This is a genomic window from Caballeronia sp. (genome assembly GCF_028292365.1).
Lineage (GTDB): Bacteria > Pseudomonadota > Gammaproteobacteria > Burkholderiales > Burkholderiaceae > Caballeronia.
Genome location: NZ_JAQGMM010000197.1, coordinates 1 through 20,668 on the forward strand (window position 1 = coordinate 1; position 20,668 = coordinate 20,668).

Below are 20,668 nucleotides of genomic sequence, written 5' to 3' on the forward strand. Positions count from 1 at the left end.
CTGGTCAGCGACTACGCATTGCCGTTACCGGTGAATGTCATCTGCCGGTTGCTCGATGTGCCTGTGGAAGATGGCGTCAAACTCGGCTCGGCGGCAAGCCACTTCGGCAACGCGCTGGAAGCTGCGCCCATGGACGCCGCGCACCTTGCCGCGGCGAACGAAGCGACGCAAACATTGGAGCGCTATTTCAAGGGCGTGGTCGAGGAGCGGCGCACGAAACCCGGCAACGACCTCGTGTCCGCGCTGCTTCGCGCGGAGGAAGCCGGTGAATCGCTGACCGATGACGAGATCATCTCGAACGTGCTGTTACTGTTCGTGGCCGGGCATGAAACGACATCGAACATGCTGGGCAATGCGCTGGTTGCGTTGCATCGCCACCCTGAGCAACTAGCACGGCTCAAGGGGGGCGCGTCGCTGCTGTCCAAGGCGGTTGGAGAGTGCTTGCGGTTCGACAGCTCGGTGCAAATGATCGTGCGTACGGCGTTTGAAGACCTGGAGGCGGCAGACCACTCGATCGCGCGCGGCACAATGGTGTTCATGATGATCGGTTCCGCGAATCGCGATCCGGAGCAGTTCGAGAAACCAGACGCACTGGATATAGGCCGCCCGGCGCCGGGCCGCATGCTTTCATTCGGCGCCGGCATTCATCACTGCCTGGGTGCGCGGCTAGCGACGCTGGAACTCGAAACGGGGCTGGGCACCCTCATCTCGCGGCTGCCGGATCTGCGCATCACGAATCTCGATTCCCTGCAGTGGCGGCAACGCAATACCCTGCGGGGGGTGGAATCGTTAAGGGCGCTACGTTAGCCACCTGGTAATTCGTGATGTGCGTGGAATGCGCCCTTTCCATGAGGATCAAGTGGGAGGGTGCACCACCAACTCGTCTGCTCTCGACAGAAACAACTTCAGGACGGGAGACGTGTTTGACCTGCTGTAGCCGATAACAAGATCGATCGTCGGTGTCTCGCCTTCAAGAGGGCGGCTGACTACCGACCAGGGCAGCAAGTTGTTCGCATACTCCGGCATCAGAGCCAGCCCACGCGTGGATGCTACGAGCGACATGGCCATCGCCAGATTATCGACGCCATGTTCGGGCGTAACGTTTACTCCGCTCCGCTGTAGATACTGCTCGATTACTTCGTGCAGCACCTTCGCCTTGTTCGAAGCCATGATGAAGGTCTCGCCCACGAAGTCCTCGGGACGGATCGCCATTCGTTCGGTAAGCGAATGATCGCTGGGCATCAGCACAATCAGCTTTTCGCGGCTGACTACGCGATAGTCCAGATCGAACCCCGGTTCGGCACGCAGGAACGCGAGGTCGAGCTTGCCGCGTGCGAGCGCATCGGCGAGATCCGGCGAATAGTGGCTCGATACCGTCACGTCAATGTTCGGCAGTTCATCGCGCAGCACCTGCATCGCGCGTGGCAGCCAGGTCATTTCCTGACCGGTCAGAAAGCCGAGCGCAAAAACCTGTTTCGTGGGTTGCGCGGCACGGCGCGCCGCCTCAATAGCGGCATCGACTTGTGTGAGCGCTAACCGCGCGTGGTCAAGAAACGCCTTACCCGCCGGCGTCAGCTCAACACCACGCGCGCTGCGGACGAACAATGCCACTCCAACCTCATCTTCCAGATCGCGGATCTGCCGGCTAAGCGACGGCTGCGACGTATGCAGGCGGCGTTCGGCCGCGACGGTCAGACTACCGGTCTCCGCGACCGCCATGAAGTAACGCAGATGTCGAAGCTCCATTCGTTCCTCTCAGATTAGCCATGCTTTTCAGGCATGCCCGCCAGCCTACAAAGTCTTTTTACTTTCCGCAAGGCCCGGCTAGATTACGCATCAGGCAGCGACGAAACGGCAACGGTCTGTTCATCGCAACGAATTGGAATCTACCCCGCTCCATGCCTTTCATCTATATCGGAGAATCGTCATGACCAGCCACACGCACCAAACCGCCCCGACGCAATTCGTTGATGCAAACGGCATCCGCTTCGCTTACAGGCGCTTCGGCAAGACGGGTAGCGTGCCGCTCGTGTTAAACATCCACTTCACCGGCACGATGGACCACTGGGATCCCGCTGTCACCAACGGTCTTGCGCAGGGTCGCGAAGTGATCCTGTTTAACAACGCCGGGATCTCCAGCACGTCAGGTGAGGTACCGCAGTCGATTGAAGAGATGGCTGCCAACGCTGTTGCCTTCATCAAGGAACTCGGGCTCACGCAAGTCGACGTGCTCGGTTTTTCGATGGGCGGCCTGATCGCACAGGAACTGGCGCTGGCCGAGCCGCAGCTCGTACGCCGGCTGATCCTGGTTGGCACGGGTCCCCGTAGCGGCGAAGGCATGGCATCGCTCACGCCGGAAGCACAGGAAATTTTCGGCGCGACCTACGAGGAGCCGGATCATCTGTGGCTCCGCGTGCATTTCTCGCCGTCCGATGCGAGCCAGGCAGCCGGCCGCAAGTTTCTGCAGCGCTTGCGTCTGCGCACCGAGGGCCGGGATCCCGAAGCCAACGACAAGGTCGCACCGGCGCAACTCGCCGCGCTCGCCAAGTGGGGCGCGCCCCGCGAGAATCCTTTCGATTACCTGTTGGCGCTCGCTCAACCCACGCTCGTGATCAACGGGGATAACGACGTAATCATCTACTCGATCAACTCGTGGATCCTGCAGCAGAACATTCCGAACGCGCAGTTGATCATTTACCCGGATGCCAACCACGGCTCGCTGTACCAGTATCCCGAACGCTTCGTCACGCATGTGGCGCACTTCCTGTCCGAGAGCGACGAACACGCCTGAGCCTACGTACATATTCATTCAACCTGCAGGAGTCTGATCATGACCCACCTCACCGGAAAGACCGCTCTCGTCACGGGCGCTTCACGCGGCATCGGCCGTGCCAGCGCACTCGCACTTGCCAAAGAAGGCGCACAAGTGCTGGTTCACTACAGCAGCGGTGAAAAAGAAGCGGATGCGGTCGTCGCCGAAATTCGTGCGGCCGGCGGCAACGCTCAAAAGGTCGCCGCGAATCTGCGCGATGCAAACGGTCCGCATACGCTTGCCAACCGTGTACGCGCCGTGGTGGGTCATCGACTGGACATCCTGGTAGCGAACGCCGGCGTTTCAAAAGCGGCGAGCATTGAGGAAACGACCGTCGAAGATTTCGACAACCTGTTCGCCGTGAATGTACGCGCACCCTATTTCCTCGTGCAGCAACTACTGCCGGTGATGTGCAAAGGCAGCAGCGTCGTTCTGCTCTCCTCACTCGCGGCGCACGCCGCAGTGGGTACCCTCCCGGCCTACGCGGCAACCAAAGGCGCAGTCGATACACTCGTCAGGCATTTCGCTTCAGCACTCGGCATACGGGGTATTCGCGTCAATGCGGTAGCGCCCGGCGTGGTTGAAACCGACATGTCGAGCTTCACGAAGACTGACGCGGGACGCGAGGCCACGCTCGGCATGCAAGCGCTAAAACGGGTCGCGCAACCGGACGATATTGGCAGCGCGGTCGCCTTTCTCGCATCGGATGCAGCGCGCTGGATTACCGGCGAAACGTTGCGTGTGGACGGCGGTTCGAAACTCTAGTCCGAACGGATTCAAGCCTGATTCAAGTGTGTGTAAAAAACTCAATTGATTAGGCATCCAAATTCAAACGAAACAACTAAGGATGATTAAAATGACACTCTCACCACCCGTACTGTACGAATCGAAAGGCTCGCCGAACGCACGCCGCGTGCGCATCTTTATCGCGGAGAAGGGAATCGATATCCCCATGCACCCGGTTGACCTGGGCGCCAAGGAGCAGTTCTCCGACGCTTACCGCGCAATCAATCCGCGCAGCCAGGTGCCGGCGCTCGCCTTGGCCGATGGCCCCGTGATCGCGGAAGTGCTCGCCATCTGGCGCTATCTGGAGGAAGCGTACCGCCAATCTCCGTTGCTTGGGACAACGCCGGAATCAAAGGCGCTGGTCACCATGTGGGAACGCCGCGCAGAACTGGACGGCTTCGCGCCGGTCATGGAAGGCGTGCGCAACGCGGTTGCCGGACTGAAAGGCCGTGCGCTTTCCGGACCGCATGCCTATGAGCAGATTCCTGAACTGGTCGACCGCAGCAAACAACGCGTGGCGAATTTTTTCTCCGACTTTAACGTTCGGCTCGAGACAGTCCGGTTCGTCGCCGGTAATGAATTCTCGGCGGCGGACATCACCACGCTGGTCACGGTCGACTTCGCCGCCAACGCGCTGAAGATGCCGATTCCAGCAGAACATACCGCGTTTCGTCGATGGTACGACGAGGTCTCTGCCCGGCCGAGCGCCACCGCATAAAACCCTGGCGCCGGTCCTTGCGAGACCGGCGCCATCAGAAACTCATTCTGAATCACCTGCTAAAAGGAAAGATCATGGCTCGCTTGTTCACACCAAAGAAAGTTGGCGCCTATGCCCTCTCGCATCGTGTTGTCCTTGCGCCGATGACCCGCCTGCGCACCATCCAGCCCGGCGACATTCCCAGCCCGATGATGGCCGACTTCTACGGCCAGCGTGCATCGAATGGCGGGCTCGAAATCATTGAAGGCGTCAGCATCTCTGTCCTCGCCCGCTCGTACCTGGGCGCAGCCAGCTTCTATCACGACGGACAGGTCGAAGGCTGGAAGGCCATTGCCAAAGCCGTTCACGCCAAGGGTGGCCGGGTCTTCATGCAGCTCATTCACGGCGGCCGTCAAAGCCACGTCGAGATGACCGGCGGTGTCGACCCGGTAGCACCCTCGGTCGTCCCGTTTGATGGCGTCGCGCTGACCAAGGACGGGTTCGTTCCGGCTTCGCCGCATCGGGCACTTCGCATTGAAGAGATTCCGGGCATTGTCGAAGAGTTTCGCGTCGCGGCACAACGCGCGCTGGATGCAGGTTTCGATGGCGTCGAGCTTCACGGCGCGAACGGCTACCTGGTGGATCAGTTCATCCAGGACGGCGCCAACAAGCGCACCGACGCTTACGGCGGCCCAGTCGAAAACCGCGTCCGCTTCCTGCGCGAAACCGTTGAAGCCCTCATCTCCGTGTGGGGCGCGGACCGGGTCGGCGTGCGCATCTCGCCGTCAGGCGAATGGGGCGGCATCTCCGACAGCGATCCCGAAGCGACCTTCAGCTACGTCGCGAAGGTCCTCGACGAATACAAGATCGCGTATCTGCACGTGATCGAACCGCGCATCAAAGGCGATGAAACGCTGCACGAAGGGCAAGCGCCTGTTGCGACGAAGTATCTCCGTGCGCACTTCTCCGGTCCGATCATCGCGGCCGGCGGTTTCGCCGGCGACAGTGCCGAAGCGATCGTGGCATCCGGCGATGCAGATCTGGTCGCGTTCGGCCGGCACTTCTCGTCGAATCCGGATTTGCCGTATCGTCTGAAACGCAAGCTGCCGCTTACACCGTATGTCCGCGCCGCATTCTGGGGCGGCGATGAAAAGTATTACTCGAATTTTCCCGCTTATTTGCCTGCCGTGGAAGTGGCAGAAACCGTATGAACTGAGCGGCGCTTCGGCGCTTCGGCGCTTTGCCTGAGCCCAGCTTGAACGCAGCTCGAACCCCTTATTCTGGAGAGTCTCATGTCACGCACCATCAAATTTGCCAAAGCCGGCGGTCCCGAAGTCCTCGAATTCGTCGAGGCAGAAGTACCCGCTCCCGGTCCGTCCGAAGTTCGCATCACGGTCAAGGCGATAGGCATCAATCGCGCCGAAGCGATGTGGCGCGCGGACGCGTACATTGAACCCGTCAAGTTCCCGGCCGGTCTCGGGTATGAAGCAGCGGGTATCGTCGACGCCGTGGGTAGCGACGTCACCAGCTTCACGCCGGGAGACAAGGTCAACACCATTCCGTCGTTCTCGATGAACCAGTACCACACGTACGGCGAAGTCATCATCGCGCCGGAGCACGCGGTCGTTAAGCACCCGGAATCGCTTTCATATGCTGAAGCGGCATCGGTCTGGATGATGTTCGTGACGGCTTACGGCGCGCTTATCGAAGATGCGAAGGTGGGCAAGGGCGATTTTGTGATCATCCCGGCAGCGTCCAGCAGCGTCGGACTGGCAGCAATCCAGATCGCCAACTACGCCGGCGCAACGTCCGTCGCAACAACACGCACGGCCGACAAGAAGCAGCAGTTGCTCGATGCGGGCGCGGCGCACGTGATCGTCACCGACGAGACCGGCCTGGTCGAAGAAATCATGCGAATCACGGGCGGCCAGGGTGCGCGCGTCGTGTTCGACCCGGTCGGCGGTCCGACCTTCGCGAAGCTGATTTCCGCACTGTCGTTCCAGGGCATTGCGTATATCTACGGCGCGCTTAGCGAGGGCGTGACGCCATTGCCCGTGCTGGACATGATCGCCAAGATGATCACCGTCAAGGCTCACAACATCTGGCTGACGAGCGGCGACGCAACGCGTCGGAAGGCCGCGGTGGAGTTCGTGCTCAAGGGACTCGAGAGCGGCGCGCTCAGACCGGTGATCGATCGCACCTTCACGTTCGACGAAATGGTCGAGGTACATCGCTATCTGGAAACCAACGGCCAGTTCGGCAAGATCGTGGTGACCGTGTAAACAAAGCGCCGGCGCCCGGTCCCGGGCGCCGGTACCTGATGACTGGCGGTGCGACCGGCAGGACTCGCCTGTGCACTGCCCGATCAAGGAATAAACGAAATGTCTAACCACTCTGTTGTGCTTATCACCGGCGCGTTGACCGGCATTGGCCGCGCCGCCGCCTTTGCATTCGCCCGCGAAAACGCGCGTGTTGTCGTGTCGGGCCGCCGCGTTGAAGAAGGCCGGAAACTCGCCGCAGAACTGAACGCACTTGGCGTAGAAGCTGAATTTCTTCAGGCGGATGTCCGCTTCGAAGACGATGTCCGCAATCTCGTCGACGGCACGGTAGCCCGCTTCGGACGGCTCGACGTGGCGGTCAACGCCGCGGGCGCCGAAGGCGAGTCAGCGCCCGTGATGGAGCAGACGCCCGAACGCTACGCAGCCGTCTTTGACACCAATGTGCTCGGCACGCTGCTGTCCATGAAACACGAACTGCGCGTGATGAACGCGCAAGGCAGCGGCAGCATCGTCAACCTATCGTCAACAATGGGTGCGCGTGGGGCGGCAGGCGCGTCCCTCTACGTGGCCAGCAAGCACGCGGTCGAAGGTCTGACGAAATCCGCAGCGCTTGAGGCCGCGGCGTTCGGTGTACGGGTCAACGCCGTCGCCCCTGGTCCCGTGGAAACGGCAATGCTGAATCGGCTGCTGGCAGATACGGAACGCAAGGCGGCCTTTCTCGCGGCCGTCCCGCTCAAACGCGCCGGAACGCCTGAAGAAATCGCCGACGCTATTGTGTTCGTTTCGTCCGACAAGTCGAGCTTCATGACCGGCGAAGTGCTCAGGGTCAATGGCGGACGAACCGCGTCGTAGCCCTTTTGTCGCCCCTTAATAAAGCCAAGGAGATAACCGATGCTTTACGAAATCCGGACCTATACCTTTAAACCGTTGCGCGCCGCTGAATGGCTTGCGTTGTACAAAAGCGAGGCCCTGCCGCTTCAGAAGGAATTCCTGGGCGAACTGGTCGGCTTCTTCACGACCGAGATTGGCGACATCAGCCAGATCGTTCATATCTGGGCATACAAGAGCCTGGACGACCGGCTTGAGCGTCGCGACCGGATGGCCGCGGACAGTCGTTGGCAGGCATTCGGCAGCAAGGTGAAAGCGCTGGATATTCTCGTCAGCATGGAGTCGCGGATCATGCGCCCCACTGACTTCTCGCCGCTTAAATAGCTCAGACAATCCAATCAACACGCGGCCTTCAGGTTCGTCATACGGACCGACGCCGCTGCTTGATCCTAGCGATGGTGAACACCATGTCGACTCCGCTTTTCGATGACCTCCCCACGCCGCTCAAGAGCGTGCAAACCCGCCCTTTGTTCGTCATGCGGCTCGACGTCAAGCCGATTGTGATCGTCGGGGAAACCCCGGGGCCGTTTCGCCGCGTGGGAATTGTGCCGTCCGGAACGTTCACCGGCGAGCGGCTGTCAGGCAAGGTGCTGGACGGCGGCGCCGACTGGCAGACCGTACGCAGCGACGCAAGCACCACTCTCGACGTGCGCCTGATCCTGCAAACCGACGATGGCGTGAACATCACGATGGCGTATCGCGGCGTGCGCCACGGGCCCGCTGACGTCATTGCGCGACTGGAAAAAGGCGAGGAAGTCGACCCGGCAAGCTACTACTTCCGGATCAACCCCATGTTCGAAGCACCAGCAGGAAAGTATGAGTGGCTAAACCGGATAATCGCCGTGGGTGCGGGACACCGGTTCGCCTATGGGCCGGTCTACAGCGTGTTTGAGGTCTTGTAAGCGGTATGCTCGCGAGACGCGGTCGACCCGGCGGTTCGCCGGCTAGCCGCTGCTCTACAGAATCAGCAATGCTAGCCGGCGTGCGGCCAAAGCGTACGGCCAAAAAAGGTCAGCGTCCGGTCCCACGCCAATTGCGACCAGACCGGATCGAACTGGGTCCTGGCAATACGGCCCGGCCCGACCGCGGTCTCGTTGGCAAACGCATGATGCGCAAGGTAGCGATGAAACTCCACATCGACCTTGGCCTCGGTCAGCTTGCTTTCCAATGCCTCGACCGTTTCAGCCGGGAAGAACTCATCCTGCGTCGCCCAATGACCGAGCACGGGGGCTTTGATCTTCGATGCATCGATATATTCGAGCGGCGGGAAGCCGTACCACACCACGCCGGCAGAAATGCCCGCGACATGGCTCAGAGCCAACAGCGTCAGCGCGCCCCCCATGCAATAGCCTGTCACGCCGACCCGCTCCGAGCGTGCCTTGAGGTACTGCACGGCGCCTGCGACGTCCTGACCGGCGGCGTCGGCAAAGTCGAGCGCGCCTAGCAGGTGATTTGCCTCTGCCTCCTCGACGGTGGTCTTGCCGCGGAAAAGATCGGGGACCAGCACCAGATAACCGGATTGCGCGAAGCGGTCTGCCACGCCACGAATCTGGTCGTTTAATCCCCACCACTCCTGAATCACGACAATGGCGGGCGCACCCTCCAGTTTCTGCGGTGTCGCCAAATAACCCTGGACGTCTTTCCCGTCAGGGCGTTGGTAAGTGATCATGGATCCTGGTGACTGTTTCATGACATGGTCCTCGGTTGGGCGGAACCGGTAGCATAGCGCCAGCGGCGCGAGCGTGCTTAGCTGCGCACTAATCCGGCTGCTGATTGCAACGTGCGCCATTGTCTTCGGAGTAAGCGGCACGCAAGGATGTTCGCGCACCGCCTTGGCGAACCGGGTCGACCGGTTAATCAGATCCGGCATCAATATCTTTTTATAAACATAGGATTCCTGTTTTTATGCGACTCCCATGCTCAGGTAACACCACCGTTTACACCGAATGTACGCAATCCCTGTTCGGTTTTACATCATTTTTATTCGTGAAGTCCTATACCTTTAGTGAAGTCGGCAAAGCCTGGTTCATAGGGTACGGTCGCCTGCGTTCACGAGACGCAGGATTTAATGCCAAAGACGCCGCTAACTCATCCGCGCCTTGATGAAATCGATGAACAGACGGGTCCTGGCAGGCAATAATCGCGTGTCGGTAATTGCGTAGACCGGGACCGATGTAAGGCTCCAGTCAGGCAGTACCCGTCGCAAGCGACCTGACGCCACCTCCTCACGGGCGAGTTCCGAATCGAGCACGGCAATACCCACGCTCGACACCGCCAGCGCACGGCTCAGGCCAACACTGTTCATCCGGAAGCGCGATGCAATCATCACATTGACGACCTCTTCTCCGCGATGAAAGGTTCTCCGGGCCTCCTCCTGACTAGTCGCTCCTTGTCCGATGCACACCACGTGCCTCGTCAGATCGTCGGGATGAGTGAGCGGCGCAGCGGCCTTGAGATAGTCGGGCGATGCATAGAGATAACGCGGCAACAGCGCAATTTGCCGCGCGACCAGCGTTGACGGAGTCGTCGGCGGCGGCCCAATGCGAATGGCAAGGTCGAACGGATCGCTCTGCAGGTCCACGCGCCGCGGCGTCACGTCAAATTCAAAACTGATCAGCGGATAAGCCTTGGCGAAGTCGCGCAGGATTGGCGCGAGATGACCGGTCGCGAGATCGACCGGCATCGATACCCGCAGCGTGCCGCCGGGCCGCTCCACCACATCGAGCAGAGATTCGTGCGCAATGCGCGCTTCGTCGACAATGCTCTGGCACCGCTTGAAATACACCTCGCCCGCGGCGGTGAGTTCGACCTTGCGCGTCGAGCGATGCAGCAACTGCAGGCCAATCGTCTTCTCCAACTCCGAGATATGACGCGACAACGTTGAGTTGGGCATATCGAGCGCTTCGGCTGCGCCCCTGAAGCTTTTGGTCCGCGCCACTTCCACGAACAAACGCATATAGCTCAACAGTTCCACAATGATTGCTCCACTGGTGGATCACTGTTTTCAATTATAGCTATTTATCCCTTAAATGGATCAATGCACACTGTCTCCACCCCTCGTCAACCAAGGAACTGACATGAACCCGCTCTTCAGCACCACTCGTATTGGCCGCTATACGCTTCGCAATCGCTTCATCATGGCGCCGATGACCCGCTCACGCGCCGACGACACCACCGGCGCGCCCTCGCCCCTGGCAGTGGACTACTACGGCCAGCGTGCCGGAGCCGGCCTCATCATCACGGAAGGCACCTATCCCGCACCGATGGGCAAGGGCTACGTGCGCACGCCGGGTATTCATTCCGAAGCGCAGATCGCGGCTTGGAAGCATGTCACCGATGCAGTGCACGCCAAGGGCGGTCTGATCTTCCTGCAACTCATGCACACGGGTCGCATCTCTCATCCGAGTCTCTTGCCGAACGGCGCGACGCCGGTTGCTCCGTCGGCTATCCGACCCGCCGGCAAGGTATTCACGGCGACGGGACCGCAGGAGTTTGTGCAACCGCGCGCCCTTGAAACCGATGAGATCGCGGAAATCGTCCAGGCGTATCGGCTTGCCACGCGCAACGCGTTGGCGGCGGGTTTCGATGGCGTTGAATTGCATGCGGCCTCGGGGTATCTGCCCGAGCAGTTCTTGTCATCGGGGACGAATCAGCGGACCGATCTTTATGGCGGCTCGCTTGCAAATCGCGCACGCTTCATTTTGGAAGTAATCGGCGCGATGTCTCAGGAAGCTGGCAGCGACCGCGTGGGTATCAAGATCGCGCCGGAAATGGGCTTCAACGATGTGATCGATGAAAAACCGCAGGATACCTATCGATATCTCGTTGAGCAACTCGCTGCGCTCAAGCTGGCGTATCTGCATGTTGTGAAGACCAGCAGCGAATTCGATTACCGCACGTTCCTGCGCCCGTTGTTCAATGGCCCGTATCTGGCAGGCGGTGGGTTGACCAGTGAGACAGCGCAAATGTTGATCGAGCAAGGCAACGCCGATGCAACCGTATTCGGCAGCCTGTATCTCGCGAATCCGGATTTGCCGCAGCGCTTTCTTGGCCGTGCACCGCTCAACACCCCTGATCGCGACACGTTTTATTCACCCGGCGCGAAGGGGTATATCGACTATCCCGCACTGGAGAAAGCTCAATGAACCGCGCTCTTCGACTTCATGCCTATTGCAGTCCAGACGCCCTGAAAATCGACGACATCGCGATGCCGTCCGCCGCATCAGGTCAAGTCGTGGTTCATGTCCGGGCCGCTGGAATCAACAGTCTCGACTGGAAGATCCGCGATGGCTTCTTGCGGAACGATTTCCCGCTGCCCCTCCCTGTCACGCTCGGCGTTGAACTCGCCGGCGAGGTGATTGAAGTCGGCCAGGACGTGCCCGGGTTCACCATTGGCGATCGCGTCATGGGTCCCATGGCCGGCCTTGGCGCCTATGCCGATTTTATAGCGATCACTTCGAACACGTTGGTGAAGACACCTGCCAGCCTGACCGACGAACGTGCCGCGGCCATCCCGGTTGGTGCGCTGACCGCATGGCAAGCTTTGTTCGAAGCGGGAGAGCTGAAACGCGACCAGACCGTATTGATTCATGGTGCGGCCGGCGGTGTTGGAAGTTTCGCCGTTCAGTTCGCGCGGCGTGCGAGGGCGCGAGTCATCACGACCGCTCAGGGCATCAACGCGGGTTATCTGCGCGGGCTGGGTGCGGATGAGGTCATCGATTACCGGACTTCTTCGTTCTGGAAGTTGACCCGCGATGTCGATCTGGTGCTTGATCTCGTGGGTGGCGCAGCGCTGGCCAACTCGTGGCAAGTGTTAGCCGACGCGGGAAGAATCGTGAGCACGGCCGCGCCGGATATCGCGGCGCAGACTCCGCCGGGGAACCGCGGCACCTGGTTTCAGATGCGACCCGATGCGGCACTACTTGCGGAAATTGTAGAGATGGTCGAGCAAGGCGCGGTGAGGGTGGAAGTATCGGAAGTCGCCGGATTGAGCGACGCTACCGCTGCGATCGAGCGAAACAAGACGGGACATGGTCCGGGGAAAGCGGTGATCGTGTTTTGATAACGGCTTCGCGGCGGAAGGCCGCGTCGAAGTCATCGTTCACGCCTGGAGTGATCGTGATCGCTTAGACCCCGACCCGTGGCATCAAAGCCCTGATCATTGAGCCCCGAATTCACGTAGCCGATTCCAGTTTTCATCGGCACGGCCTTCCGGACTTCCCTCTTGTTGCCAGAGCACATACGCACGCTCGCGTAGATGCTGATGCAATGCCTGTTGCCAATAGTCGTCGGCCCGGCCCTCAGGGCAACCATCCTGTTCCCACATAAGATAGGCACGCTTGCGGATGTCCTCCTCCAGAGCTTGTTTCGTTTCCGAACGACCGTCAACGTCGTCGCCATAAGACGCCAGCTGACCACTGCGCCCCACATGAATCCTCGCGCTGAGGCTTGGCAGTTCGGCATCGGACACCAGTCGCCCGTGGGCGGCCGCCTCCAGCGCCTTTGCTTTGTAGCGCGAATCATCGGCGTGGTCCTCGTCCGGCCCAAGCGTGACCGGGTAGGTATGAATAACCGTTCCACTGCCGTCCAACACATCAATCAAGCGCTGCGCCATTGCCGTGCTCCTCAAGGGTGTTTGCCGAATCATCACTTTCAAAGAGCAAGCCCACCCGGACATAAATACCGCGTGGCCTTAAGCCCGGTGTCGCTCGCCAATCACATCCGCGTCATCTTTCACGACGGACCGATGTTGGCGCGCCTCACACACAGATGACTGCGCAAGGATCAATCCACGGGAACAAGAGTTCGGCATAAATCGGTCGGCGAACCCGGTTGAACATGCTCCGCGTGTCCAGTTCACCAACCGGGCCCGGTCCCCCGCTTACTTCGCAGCCGCCGCCAGCACCGGAGCATCAGCCGGTGCAGCCCAACTACTGCGGCGCACGTGATGGATGATCAGCGGCACTCCTCCAAACACCACAATGCCAAGCGTCACCAGTCCGATGTACATGGCGGGCGAACCCACTGGCAACTGGTCGGGCGGGAAAAACGACACCACGAAGCTGAACACCACGCCCGCGAGGCCGACACCCGCAAATATCCACATCCCCACGATCCCGCCGGGCACCGTGAACGGACGCTTGAGATCGGGCGCGGAATAACGCAGTTTTATCGCTGCTGCGTACATCAGCATGTAAGCGATCAAATACAGCGCAATCGTCATTGCCGAGATCAGGAAAAACGCGACCGATACGTCCTTGATGACGAAGTAGAAGCAAGACATCAGGGTAACAATCACCCCTTGCACCAGCAGGATATGCGTAGGCATTCCTTTTTTGTTCTTGGCCTGCAGCACCGGCGGCAGCTCACCCTCATGCGCTGTTTCAAGCAGCCCGCGCGAAGGGCTGCCGAGCCACGCCAACACACCGCTTATGGCACCCACGCCCACCAGCAGCGACAGCACCGATACCAGCCACTGCATGTGCCAGATGTCCGTGATGACCGCAGCGAAGGTATCGAATACGCCGGACTGCAGCGAGATCTTTTCGTACGGAAGAATGCCTGCGATCGGCAGCGCACCAAGCGCAAAAATCAGGATCGAGATGATGGCGCCCAGACCGATTGCCGCCGGGTAACCTCGGCTCGGGCTGCGCATGTCCATCACATGCACGGCCTGGACCTCTACGCCGGCGAACAGCAACACAATACCTGCCAGAAACGCGATGGTGCCAAAGCCGTGGATCGCGGGCCAATAACGCGCATGACCCGCTTCCGACAGCGCCGGGTCTTTAATGTGCTGCCAGCCGAGCGCGTGCCCGGTATAGATCCAGTATGCCAGCAAAGCGAGCAATACAAATCCGGGAACGATCGTGCCGATAATAAAGGTCCAGTTGGCGATCCGCGCAAACACTTCGACGCCTTGCAGCACCACCCAGGTAGCAAGCCAATAGGCAACGATACAAAACACGCCAACATATACTCCATTGGTCGCCAGTTCCGGACGGCCGATCGTATAAGCGATAGCCGCCGCGCCGAACGTCAGCGCAACCGGATACCAGACCACGTTTTGAATCCATTGCAGCCAGATCGCGAGGAAGCCCCATCGATTGCCGAATGCCTCACCCACCCACGTATATATTCCGCCGCGCCGGTCGGCGAAAGCACCGCCCAGTTCGGCGGAGATCAGTGACGCCGGGATCAGGTAGAAAATCACGGTGAACGCGAGGTAGACGAACATCGTCATCTCTTCTTTCGCGAGCAGCGGCAAGCCGCGCAAGCTGGTCACCACGGCGGCCGCCGTCATCAGGCCGATTGAAGTGGCACTCAGGTAAGTGCCCTTTTTTGCTGTTGCTGTCGCAGTCATACCAAACCCCTGGTCATTAAGTCGTCGCCTAAGTGGTCAACTAAGCCGTCAATGTCAGTCATGGTGAAATCCCGGTCCCGCCTTTGAATTAGGCATTGGGTTCTCAAGCAGATGGGCGATCGCGGTCTTGATGTCATTCAGGAGCAGTACGGCCATGTCGCGCGTGATGCCACGGCGAATCAGGATGCGCTGGACGATTGTTTCCTCCCGGTCAGCGGGAAGCTTGTAGGAGGCGATTTGCCAGCCCCGCATGCGAACACGATCCGATAAATCGAAAAGCGAAAAGCCGGCGGTATCGGGGTGGCGCAGCTTGTAGCAAACCGCAGGCAACGCGCCGCGGCCGTCGTACACCATTTCTATGGCGCTGAGCTTGGCGAGACCGTCCGCCAGGAATTGCGCCGTGTCCGCACATTCCTGCTGGATGCGCCTGTAGCCTTCGTGGCCTAGCCGGAGCAACAAGTAATACTGCGCAATGATCTGTCCCGCCGGCCGCGAAAAATTAAGTGCGAACGTGGGCATGTTGCCGCCAAGGTAGTCGACCATGAAGATCAGGTCGTCAGGCAAATCCTTCACGCTGCGCCATACGACCCAACCTACCCCGAGCGGCGCAAGACCATATTTATGACCCGAGCTGTTAATGGATTTCACCCGTTCAATGGCGAAGTCCCATTCCAGATCCGGCTGGATGAAAGGCGCGACAAATCCGCCGCTGGCTGCATCCACGTGAATGGGAATGTCCAGGCCAACATCTCGTTGCAACGCGTCGAGGGCGCCCGCGAGCGCCTTGACGGGTTCATAAACGCAGGTGAACGTAATGCCGAGCGTAGCGACCACGCCGATGGTGTTTTCATCGCAATACGCGGCAAGCTGCTCCGGTTGCAGACCGAGCGAATCCCCGCTGAGGGGAACCTGGCGAAGCTCGACATCGAAATAACGGGCGAACTTGTCCCAGCACACTTGCACGGGTCCGCACACAATATTGGGCTTGTCGACCGATTTTCCTTCAGCAAGACGGCGCTTCTTCCATTGCCATTTCAGAGCGAGTCCGCCGAGCATGCAGGCTTCGCTAGAACCAGTGGTCGAGCATCCCGTTGTCTCCCACGAACGTGGCGCATGCCACAGGTCGGCAAGCATATGGACGCAGCGTTTTTCAATCTCGGCGGTCTGCGGATATTCGTCTTTATCGATCATGTTCTTGTCGATCGATAAATCCATCAAGCGGCGGACTTCATCGTCTGCATAGGTCGTGCAGAAGGTGGCTACGTTCTGACGCGAATTGCCATCCATGAAAAGTTCATCTCGAACCAGATCGAACACCGCATGAGGTTCCGAAGGCATTTTAGGAATGCGATATTTCGGCAATGACGCGCCAGAGATAGTGGTCGAATACTCGTCATTGTTCGCTTCGGCGTTGCTGAGCGCGGGCTTAAGAAATGTCATTGACCATTCCGGTGGGAAGATTGAGCGGAGATGCCGGGCGTGCGGTGCTTAAAGCAAAATGGCTTCGTTGCGAAGCCATGCGGTTGATTGCAACCACGTGAAAGTGGTGTGTCTTGCGACTGCTTGAAGAGCCGGCCAAATATCAGGTTTGCGGTGCAGGTGGCAGCCGCTTCGCGCGGCCTGATACCGTTATATCCCGCTAATCCAAACGGTCGTTGACCTGTGTCATGCGCATGGCGGGCGGCTCTTCAAACCCTGAAGCAGGCATTGGTTATGGGCGACCCGCGGTTATGCGCGGTTACGTGCGGCTTTCAAACACGCTTATGGCCGCCGCCATTCATTCGCCATGACATCGATTAAGCCGGGTCGCGACGCCCGGATTAATCACCAATTACATCGCAGGAATCATCATGGGAACGTCGGTATGGTCTTCCACGCCCTTGACGCCCGGCACCTTTTCCGCAGCGATGCACATGGCACGCGCCTGCTCGGATGACGTGACAACACCCCATAGATGAACCGTGCCGCCATTCACAATAATGTTTTCTGAGGGCACGGCCCAACGGTGACCGCCAAGTTCCCGGAGAACCGCGTCGCGCAAGGTCTGGTCGGAGTCCAGCATGGTCACGCCCGCGTCCTTTGGAACGCTGGCCAACGCCTTCACCAGATTCGCCCGGCTAACAATTCCCATCAGCTCGCCGTCGTACAACACCGGAACGCGCTTGATACGATGCCGCTCCAGAAGATCGGCTATTTCGCTAACCGGCGTGGTCTCCTTGACGGTAATCACCTTGGGCGTCATGACGTCCTTAACCAGGCGCGCGTTCTCCTTGATATACGTTGCGGCAAGATTCTGCGTCGACGCAAAGAATTCAAGCCACCATGAGCGTCGCCGGGCTTGCGTGCCAATCTCGGCTCTATGGATCAGGTCACCCTCCGTGAGCATGCCGAGCAAGCGACCCTCATCGTCTACTACTGGCGCACCGCTGATGTGGTTGTCGGCAAACAGGCGCGCGGCCTCTCGCACGGTCGTGCCGGGTCCCACGGTAATGACCTTCCTGGTCATGACATCGACTGCTCGCATGGTATTCCCCTCAATGTGATCGGGCGAGTGACTGAACAAGGGTTGAACTACCCTCATGAGAACTCGCCACCACTAAGAATGCTAGTGAAGGATCGCGCGGCGGACATGATTCAGATCAACCGCGTTCGGATCAACCCTGCTCAGTCAGCCGTGCCGCCATCAGAAACGCATGCCAACGCCAACGCCGACTATCAGCGGGTCGATCTTGAGCGACCCAAGCGATGCGCCGTCCGCCGACGCGCTGGTGCGCATCCAGATTTTCTTGATGTCGAAGTTGACGAACAGATTGCGGGCAACCTGCACGTCGACACCCGCTTGCAGCGCAGGGCCGAAGCTTGAGTTCTTGATCGATACGGGCGTATCTCCGGCGTGCAGCCCGTTGTTATAAAACAGCGTGTAGTTCACGCCCGCGCCAACATAGGGGCGAACCTTGCCGGCCGCGTTGAAATAGTACTGAAGCAAGAGCGTGGGCGGCAGGACGTTCACGCCGCCGAGCGCGCCGGCGCTCGACGTAACCTGATGACGCGAGGTGGCAAGAATCAACTCGATGCCAATGCTCGGACGCACCATATAAACAAAATCGAGCTCGGGAACGATGCTGTTGTTGACGCCCGTCCCGATGCTTCCCAGTGTGCCGCCTGCGGAAACACTGGGCTGGATGCTGATCGCCCTGACTCGCGCAAGAATGTCGCCCTGATCGGCCTGTGCCGGCAGGCATACCGCCGATAAAGTCGCGCTCAACAGCGCCGCTGCAAATAGTGAATGCTTTCCCACGGATTTTCCCCTTGTTTTTCCGGTCGCGAATGCGTTTTGCCGTAGGGGGATTTTCCGAATGGAGCTGTTACTGCGCCATGATGTGGATCAGCAAACCGGTATAACAAGGGTGTGGTGTATTGCGCTTTCCGCGTGGACTGCACTGTCCACTTCAATATGCGCATGCCGGGCTCATTCCGTGCTGTCCAGCCGGCGTACCACAGCGGCGCACCCCGCCATATACAATTGATCCTGGCAAACACGCTCTGCGCCAACCTTACGCTTAGGGCGGCGCCCAGAGGTTTAACGAGCGACACGAGCAATTCGAGCCGGAGAACCACGTGCCAAGCGACCGCCCCGCTTCACCGTTGTCTTCACCGTTGTCCAGCAGCACGCCAGCGAACGACGAGTTCGCCAGCAACGCATTTCCCCATGCCCTGGGCGATATCCACTTCAGGATGCTTGTCGACGCGGTACAGGACTACGCCATCTTCATGCTTGATCCGGACGGGCGTGTCGCGAGCTGGAACCGCGGTGCGCAAAACATCAAGGGCTACGCGGGCCAGGAAATCATCGGGCATCACTTTTCGGTTTTCTATACGCCCGACGATGTTGCCGCGGCCAAGCCGCGCACGGAACTGGCGCTGGCTGCATCTGAAGGTCACATTGAAGATGAAGGCTGGCGTGTGCGCAAGGACGGTTCGCGCTTTTGGGCAAACGTAACCATCACCGCGATTCACGCACCCGATGGCACGCTTCGCGGCTTCGCCAAGGTCACGCGGGACATGACGGACCGGCTGCGGCTGATCGAGCTTCAGCATGCCAGTGCGTTGTCTTTGCACGTTCAGAGCGCACGCGAGGACGAAAGAACCCGGATCGCACGCGAGCTTCACGACGACCTCGGCCAGCAACTGGTCGCGCTCAAGATGGATGTCGCCGCGCTGGGTCAGACGGCGGACGACAGCAAAACCGCGCGCCAACCCATTGAGCAGACGATTGCGTTGCAAGCGCAAATTGATTCGATCATCGCCTCGGCCCGGCGTATTGCAGGCGGTCTGCGTCCTCCCATGCTCGACGATCTGGGCCTGGGGGCTGCGACCGAATGGCTCGCCGAGGAATTTCGCAATCGCTACCGGCTCGCCGTCACCGTGCGAAACGAGGTGGATCAACTGGTGTTATCGCCGACGGCTGCAACCGCCATTTTCCGCATCGTGCAGGAAGCGCTGACCAACGTTACGCGTCACGCCGAAGCCACCCGGGTGCGCGTAGAGATGCGTGTCGTGCAAGACGAATTCCGGATGCATATTGAGGATAACGGCAAAGGGACAACGCTCGACCGCAGCCGGAGCAAGCAGAACTTCGGACTACTCGGCATGCAGGAAAGGGTACGCCAGTTACACGGACAAGCAACATTCGACAGCGCGCCGGGCGACGGATTTCGAATTGACATCTCATTGCCCGTCGACGCCGTCAAGGCGAACCAGGGCGGCAACCAAGGCATCGCCACGCCGCCCTACAGATGAATCGTTTCAGAACGCTTCAAGCCGATCCATACAACGCCTTCGCGCAAGCCGTCGAGCACTGCCTCCCACTCGCGGGCAAAGATTTTCGAGTGCCGGAACTGATGCTTGAATTCACCTGCCGGCCCGCTATGCGCGACGTGTACTTCACAGCAAAAGCTGTCGTCGACCGGAATGCCTTGAGTGGAAACGCTCCAGTTATCTCCGGTCACCTGACCCGTCAGTGCCATGTCATGTCTCCTTACTCGACGGCCTGACGGCCGCTCCGTGTTTGTGCCGCCAACATCGAAAGCGCCCCATCCAGGCCAACGCCTACAGAATACCTCCAGTTTTTTTACGATTCAATAATCACCTTGAGCGCATGCGTATCGGCGGCTTGAGAGAAGGTCTCATACGCTTTCAGAACGTCGTCCAGCGCAAAGCGGTGAGTGATGAGCTTGCCCGCTTCCAGACGCCCGGAACCTACGGTCTTGAGCAGCATGGGCGTGCTGACGGTATCCACGAGTCGCGTCGTAATCGTGATGTTGCGGTCCCACAGGCATTCCATGTGCAGATCGACCTTCACGCCGTGCACGCCCACATTGGCGATGGTGCCACCCGGCGCAATGATCGATTCGCATAGCTCGAAGCTGGCCGGCATGCCCACCGCTTCGATCGCGCAATCCACGCCAATGCCACCCGTCAGCTTCATGATTTCCGGAACCGGGTCGCCGCTTGCATTGTTCACGCACGCGGTCGCGCCGAAGGTTCGCGCTACTTCCAGCCGGTTCGCATCGCGGTCGATCATGATGATCTGCGCCGGCGCGTAGAACTGCGCCGTGAGCAACGCAGCCAAGCCAATTGGACCCGAACCGACAATGGCAACCGTGCTGCCCGGCTGCACCTTTCCGTTCAGCACGCCGCACTCGAAACCGGTCGGAAGGATGTCCGAGAGCATGACCAGCGCGTCTTCGTCGGCACCGGCGGGAATCGGATACAAGCTCGTTTCCGCATGCGGGATCCGCACATATTCAGCTTGCGTGCCGTCGATCTTGTTGCCGAGAATC

22 protein-coding genes are annotated in these 20,668 nt (G+C 59.7%); 12 read left to right on the forward strand and 10 right to left on the reverse strand.

Translation table 11 applies throughout. The annotated features are described in order from the left end of the window. Window positions 1–807 (forward strand): cytochrome P450 (locus tag JWR14_RS12080; protein ID WP_299706408.1); only part of this gene is annotated, 807 nt, incomplete at its 5' end. Window positions 808–855: 48 nt separating this feature from the next. Here JWR14_RS12080 and JWR14_RS12085 read toward each other — a convergent pair. Further along, entirely contained in the window at window positions 856–1,746 is an 891-nt protein-coding gene (locus JWR14_RS12085) for a LysR substrate-binding domain-containing protein (protein WP_299706411.1), read from the reverse strand. A gap of 181 nt (window positions 1,747–1,927) precedes the next feature. Here JWR14_RS12085 and JWR14_RS12090 point away from each other — a divergent pair, with 181 nt between their 5' ends. The 8 genes from JWR14_RS12090 to JWR14_RS12125 all read left to right on the forward strand — a co-directional run bounded on the left by JWR14_RS12090 (window position 1,928) and on the right by JWR14_RS12125 (window position 8,364). Further along, window positions 1,928–2,791 carry an alpha/beta hydrolase gene (locus tag JWR14_RS12090; protein WP_299706414.1) on the forward strand — a complete coding sequence of 288 codons (864 nt, stop codon included), beginning with the start codon at window positions 1,928–1,930 and terminating at the stop codon, window positions 2,789–2,791. A 39-nt stretch (window positions 2,792–2,830) separates the two neighbouring features. Beyond that, entirely contained in the window at window positions 2,831–3,577 is a 747-nt protein-coding gene (locus JWR14_RS12095; RefSeq protein WP_299706417.1) for an SDR family oxidoreductase, read from the forward strand. Window positions 3,578–3,668: 91 nt separating this feature from the next. Continuing rightward, window positions 3,669–4,316: a glutathione S-transferase gene (locus JWR14_RS12100; RefSeq protein ID WP_299706420.1), complete on the forward strand. Its 648-nt coding sequence runs from the start codon at window positions 3,669–3,671 to the stop codon at window positions 4,314–4,316. Window positions 4,317–4,390: 74 nt separating this feature from the next. Continuing rightward, window positions 4,391–5,506: an alkene reductase gene (locus tag JWR14_RS12105; RefSeq protein ID WP_299706423.1), complete on the forward strand. Its 1,116-nt coding sequence runs from the start codon at window positions 4,391–4,393 to the stop codon at window positions 5,504–5,506. Window positions 5,507–5,587: 81 nt separating this feature from the next. Continuing rightward, complete coding sequence (locus JWR14_RS12110; RefSeq protein ID WP_299706426.1) at window positions 5,588–6,577, forward strand: zinc-dependent alcohol dehydrogenase family protein; 990 nt, start codon at window positions 5,588–5,590, stop codon at window positions 6,575–6,577. A gap of 99 nt (window positions 6,578–6,676) precedes the next feature. Beyond that, on the forward strand, window positions 6,677–7,426 hold the full coding sequence (locus JWR14_RS12115; protein WP_299706429.1) for a glucose 1-dehydrogenase: 750 nt from the start codon (window positions 6,677–6,679) through the stop codon (window positions 7,424–7,426). Window positions 7,427–7,465: 39 nt separating this feature from the next. Beyond that, entirely contained in the window at window positions 7,466–7,786 is a 321-nt protein-coding gene (locus tag JWR14_RS12120; RefSeq protein ID WP_158938058.1) for an NIPSNAP family protein, read from the forward strand. An 83-nt stretch (window positions 7,787–7,869) separates the two neighbouring features. After that, entirely contained in the window at window positions 7,870–8,364 is a 495-nt protein-coding gene (locus JWR14_RS12125) for a DUF3237 domain-containing protein (RefSeq protein WP_299706442.1), read from the forward strand. Window positions 8,365–8,435: 71 nt separating this feature from the next. On the opposite strand, the gene JWR14_RS12130 is transcribed toward JWR14_RS12125, so the two are convergent. Beyond that, window positions 8,436–9,152, reverse strand: a complete 717-nt coding sequence (locus tag JWR14_RS12130; protein ID WP_299706445.1) for a dienelactone hydrolase family protein — start codon at window positions 9,150–9,152, stop codon at window positions 8,436–8,438. A 393-nt stretch (window positions 9,153–9,545) separates the two neighbouring features. Next, window positions 9,546–10,436, reverse strand: coding sequence for a LysR family transcriptional regulator (locus JWR14_RS12135; protein WP_299706448.1), 891 nt, complete (start codon window positions 10,434–10,436; stop codon window positions 9,546–9,548). Window positions 10,437–10,539: 103 nt separating this feature from the next. On the opposite strand from JWR14_RS12135, the gene JWR14_RS12140 reads away from it, so the two are divergent. After that, window positions 10,540–11,607, forward strand: a complete 1,068-nt coding sequence (locus tag JWR14_RS12140; protein WP_299706451.1) for an alkene reductase — start codon at window positions 10,540–10,542, stop codon at window positions 11,605–11,607. Beyond that, on the forward strand, window positions 11,604–12,524 hold the full coding sequence (locus JWR14_RS12145) for an NADP-dependent oxidoreductase (protein ID WP_299706454.1): 921 nt from the start codon (window positions 11,604–11,606) through the stop codon (window positions 12,522–12,524). Before JWR14_RS12140 ends, JWR14_RS12145 begins: the two co-directional genes overlap by 4 nt. A 96-nt stretch (window positions 12,525–12,620) precedes the next feature. Here the strand turns inward: JWR14_RS12145 and JWR14_RS12150 are convergent, their stop codons facing one another. The 5 genes from JWR14_RS12150 to JWR14_RS12170 all read right to left on the reverse strand — a co-directional run bounded on the left by JWR14_RS12150 (window position 12,621) and on the right by JWR14_RS12170 (window position 18,093). Next, window positions 12,621–13,076 (reverse strand): DUF2934 domain-containing protein, encoded by a 456-nt coding sequence (locus tag JWR14_RS12150; protein ID WP_299706457.1) that lies wholly within the window; start codon window positions 13,074–13,076, stop codon window positions 12,621–12,623. A gap of 267 nt (window positions 13,077–13,343) precedes the next feature. Then, a complete protein-coding gene (locus JWR14_RS12155; RefSeq protein ID WP_299706460.1) occupies window positions 13,344–14,825 on the reverse strand; it encodes an amino acid permease in 1,482 nt (493 codons plus the stop codon). Window positions 14,826–14,879: 54 nt separating this feature from the next. Continuing rightward, entirely contained in the window at window positions 14,880–16,265 is a 1,386-nt protein-coding gene (locus tag JWR14_RS12160; RefSeq protein ID WP_299706463.1) for a glutamate decarboxylase, read from the reverse strand. Window positions 16,266–16,656: 391 nt separating this feature from the next. After that, complete coding sequence (locus JWR14_RS12165; protein ID WP_299706466.1) at window positions 16,657–17,349, reverse strand: CBS domain-containing protein; 693 nt, start codon at window positions 17,347–17,349, stop codon at window positions 16,657–16,659. Between the two features lie 159 nt (window positions 17,350–17,508). Continuing rightward, the gene (locus JWR14_RS12170) at window positions 17,509–18,093 is read right to left on the reverse strand and encodes an OmpW family outer membrane protein (RefSeq protein ID WP_299706478.1); all 585 of its coding nucleotides are present in this window, start codon (window positions 18,091–18,093) and stop codon (window positions 17,509–17,511) included. A gap of 350 nt (window positions 18,094–18,443) precedes the next feature. On the opposite strand from JWR14_RS12170, the gene JWR14_RS12175 reads away from it, so the two are divergent. Next, window positions 18,444–19,625, forward strand: coding sequence for a PAS domain-containing sensor histidine kinase (locus JWR14_RS12175; protein ID WP_299706469.1), 1,182 nt, complete (start codon window positions 18,444–18,446; stop codon window positions 19,623–19,625). Here JWR14_RS12175 and JWR14_RS12180 read toward each other — a convergent pair. Beyond that, entirely contained in the window at window positions 19,616–19,852 is a 237-nt protein-coding gene (locus tag JWR14_RS12180; protein WP_299706472.1) for a hypothetical protein, read from the reverse strand. The two genes, JWR14_RS12175 and JWR14_RS12180, sit on opposite strands and share 10 nt — an antisense overlap. Before the next feature lie 104 nt (window positions 19,853–19,956). Beyond that, on the reverse strand, window positions 19,957–20,668 hold a 712-nt coding region (locus JWR14_RS12185; protein WP_299706475.1), incomplete at its 5' end, for a zinc-binding dehydrogenase.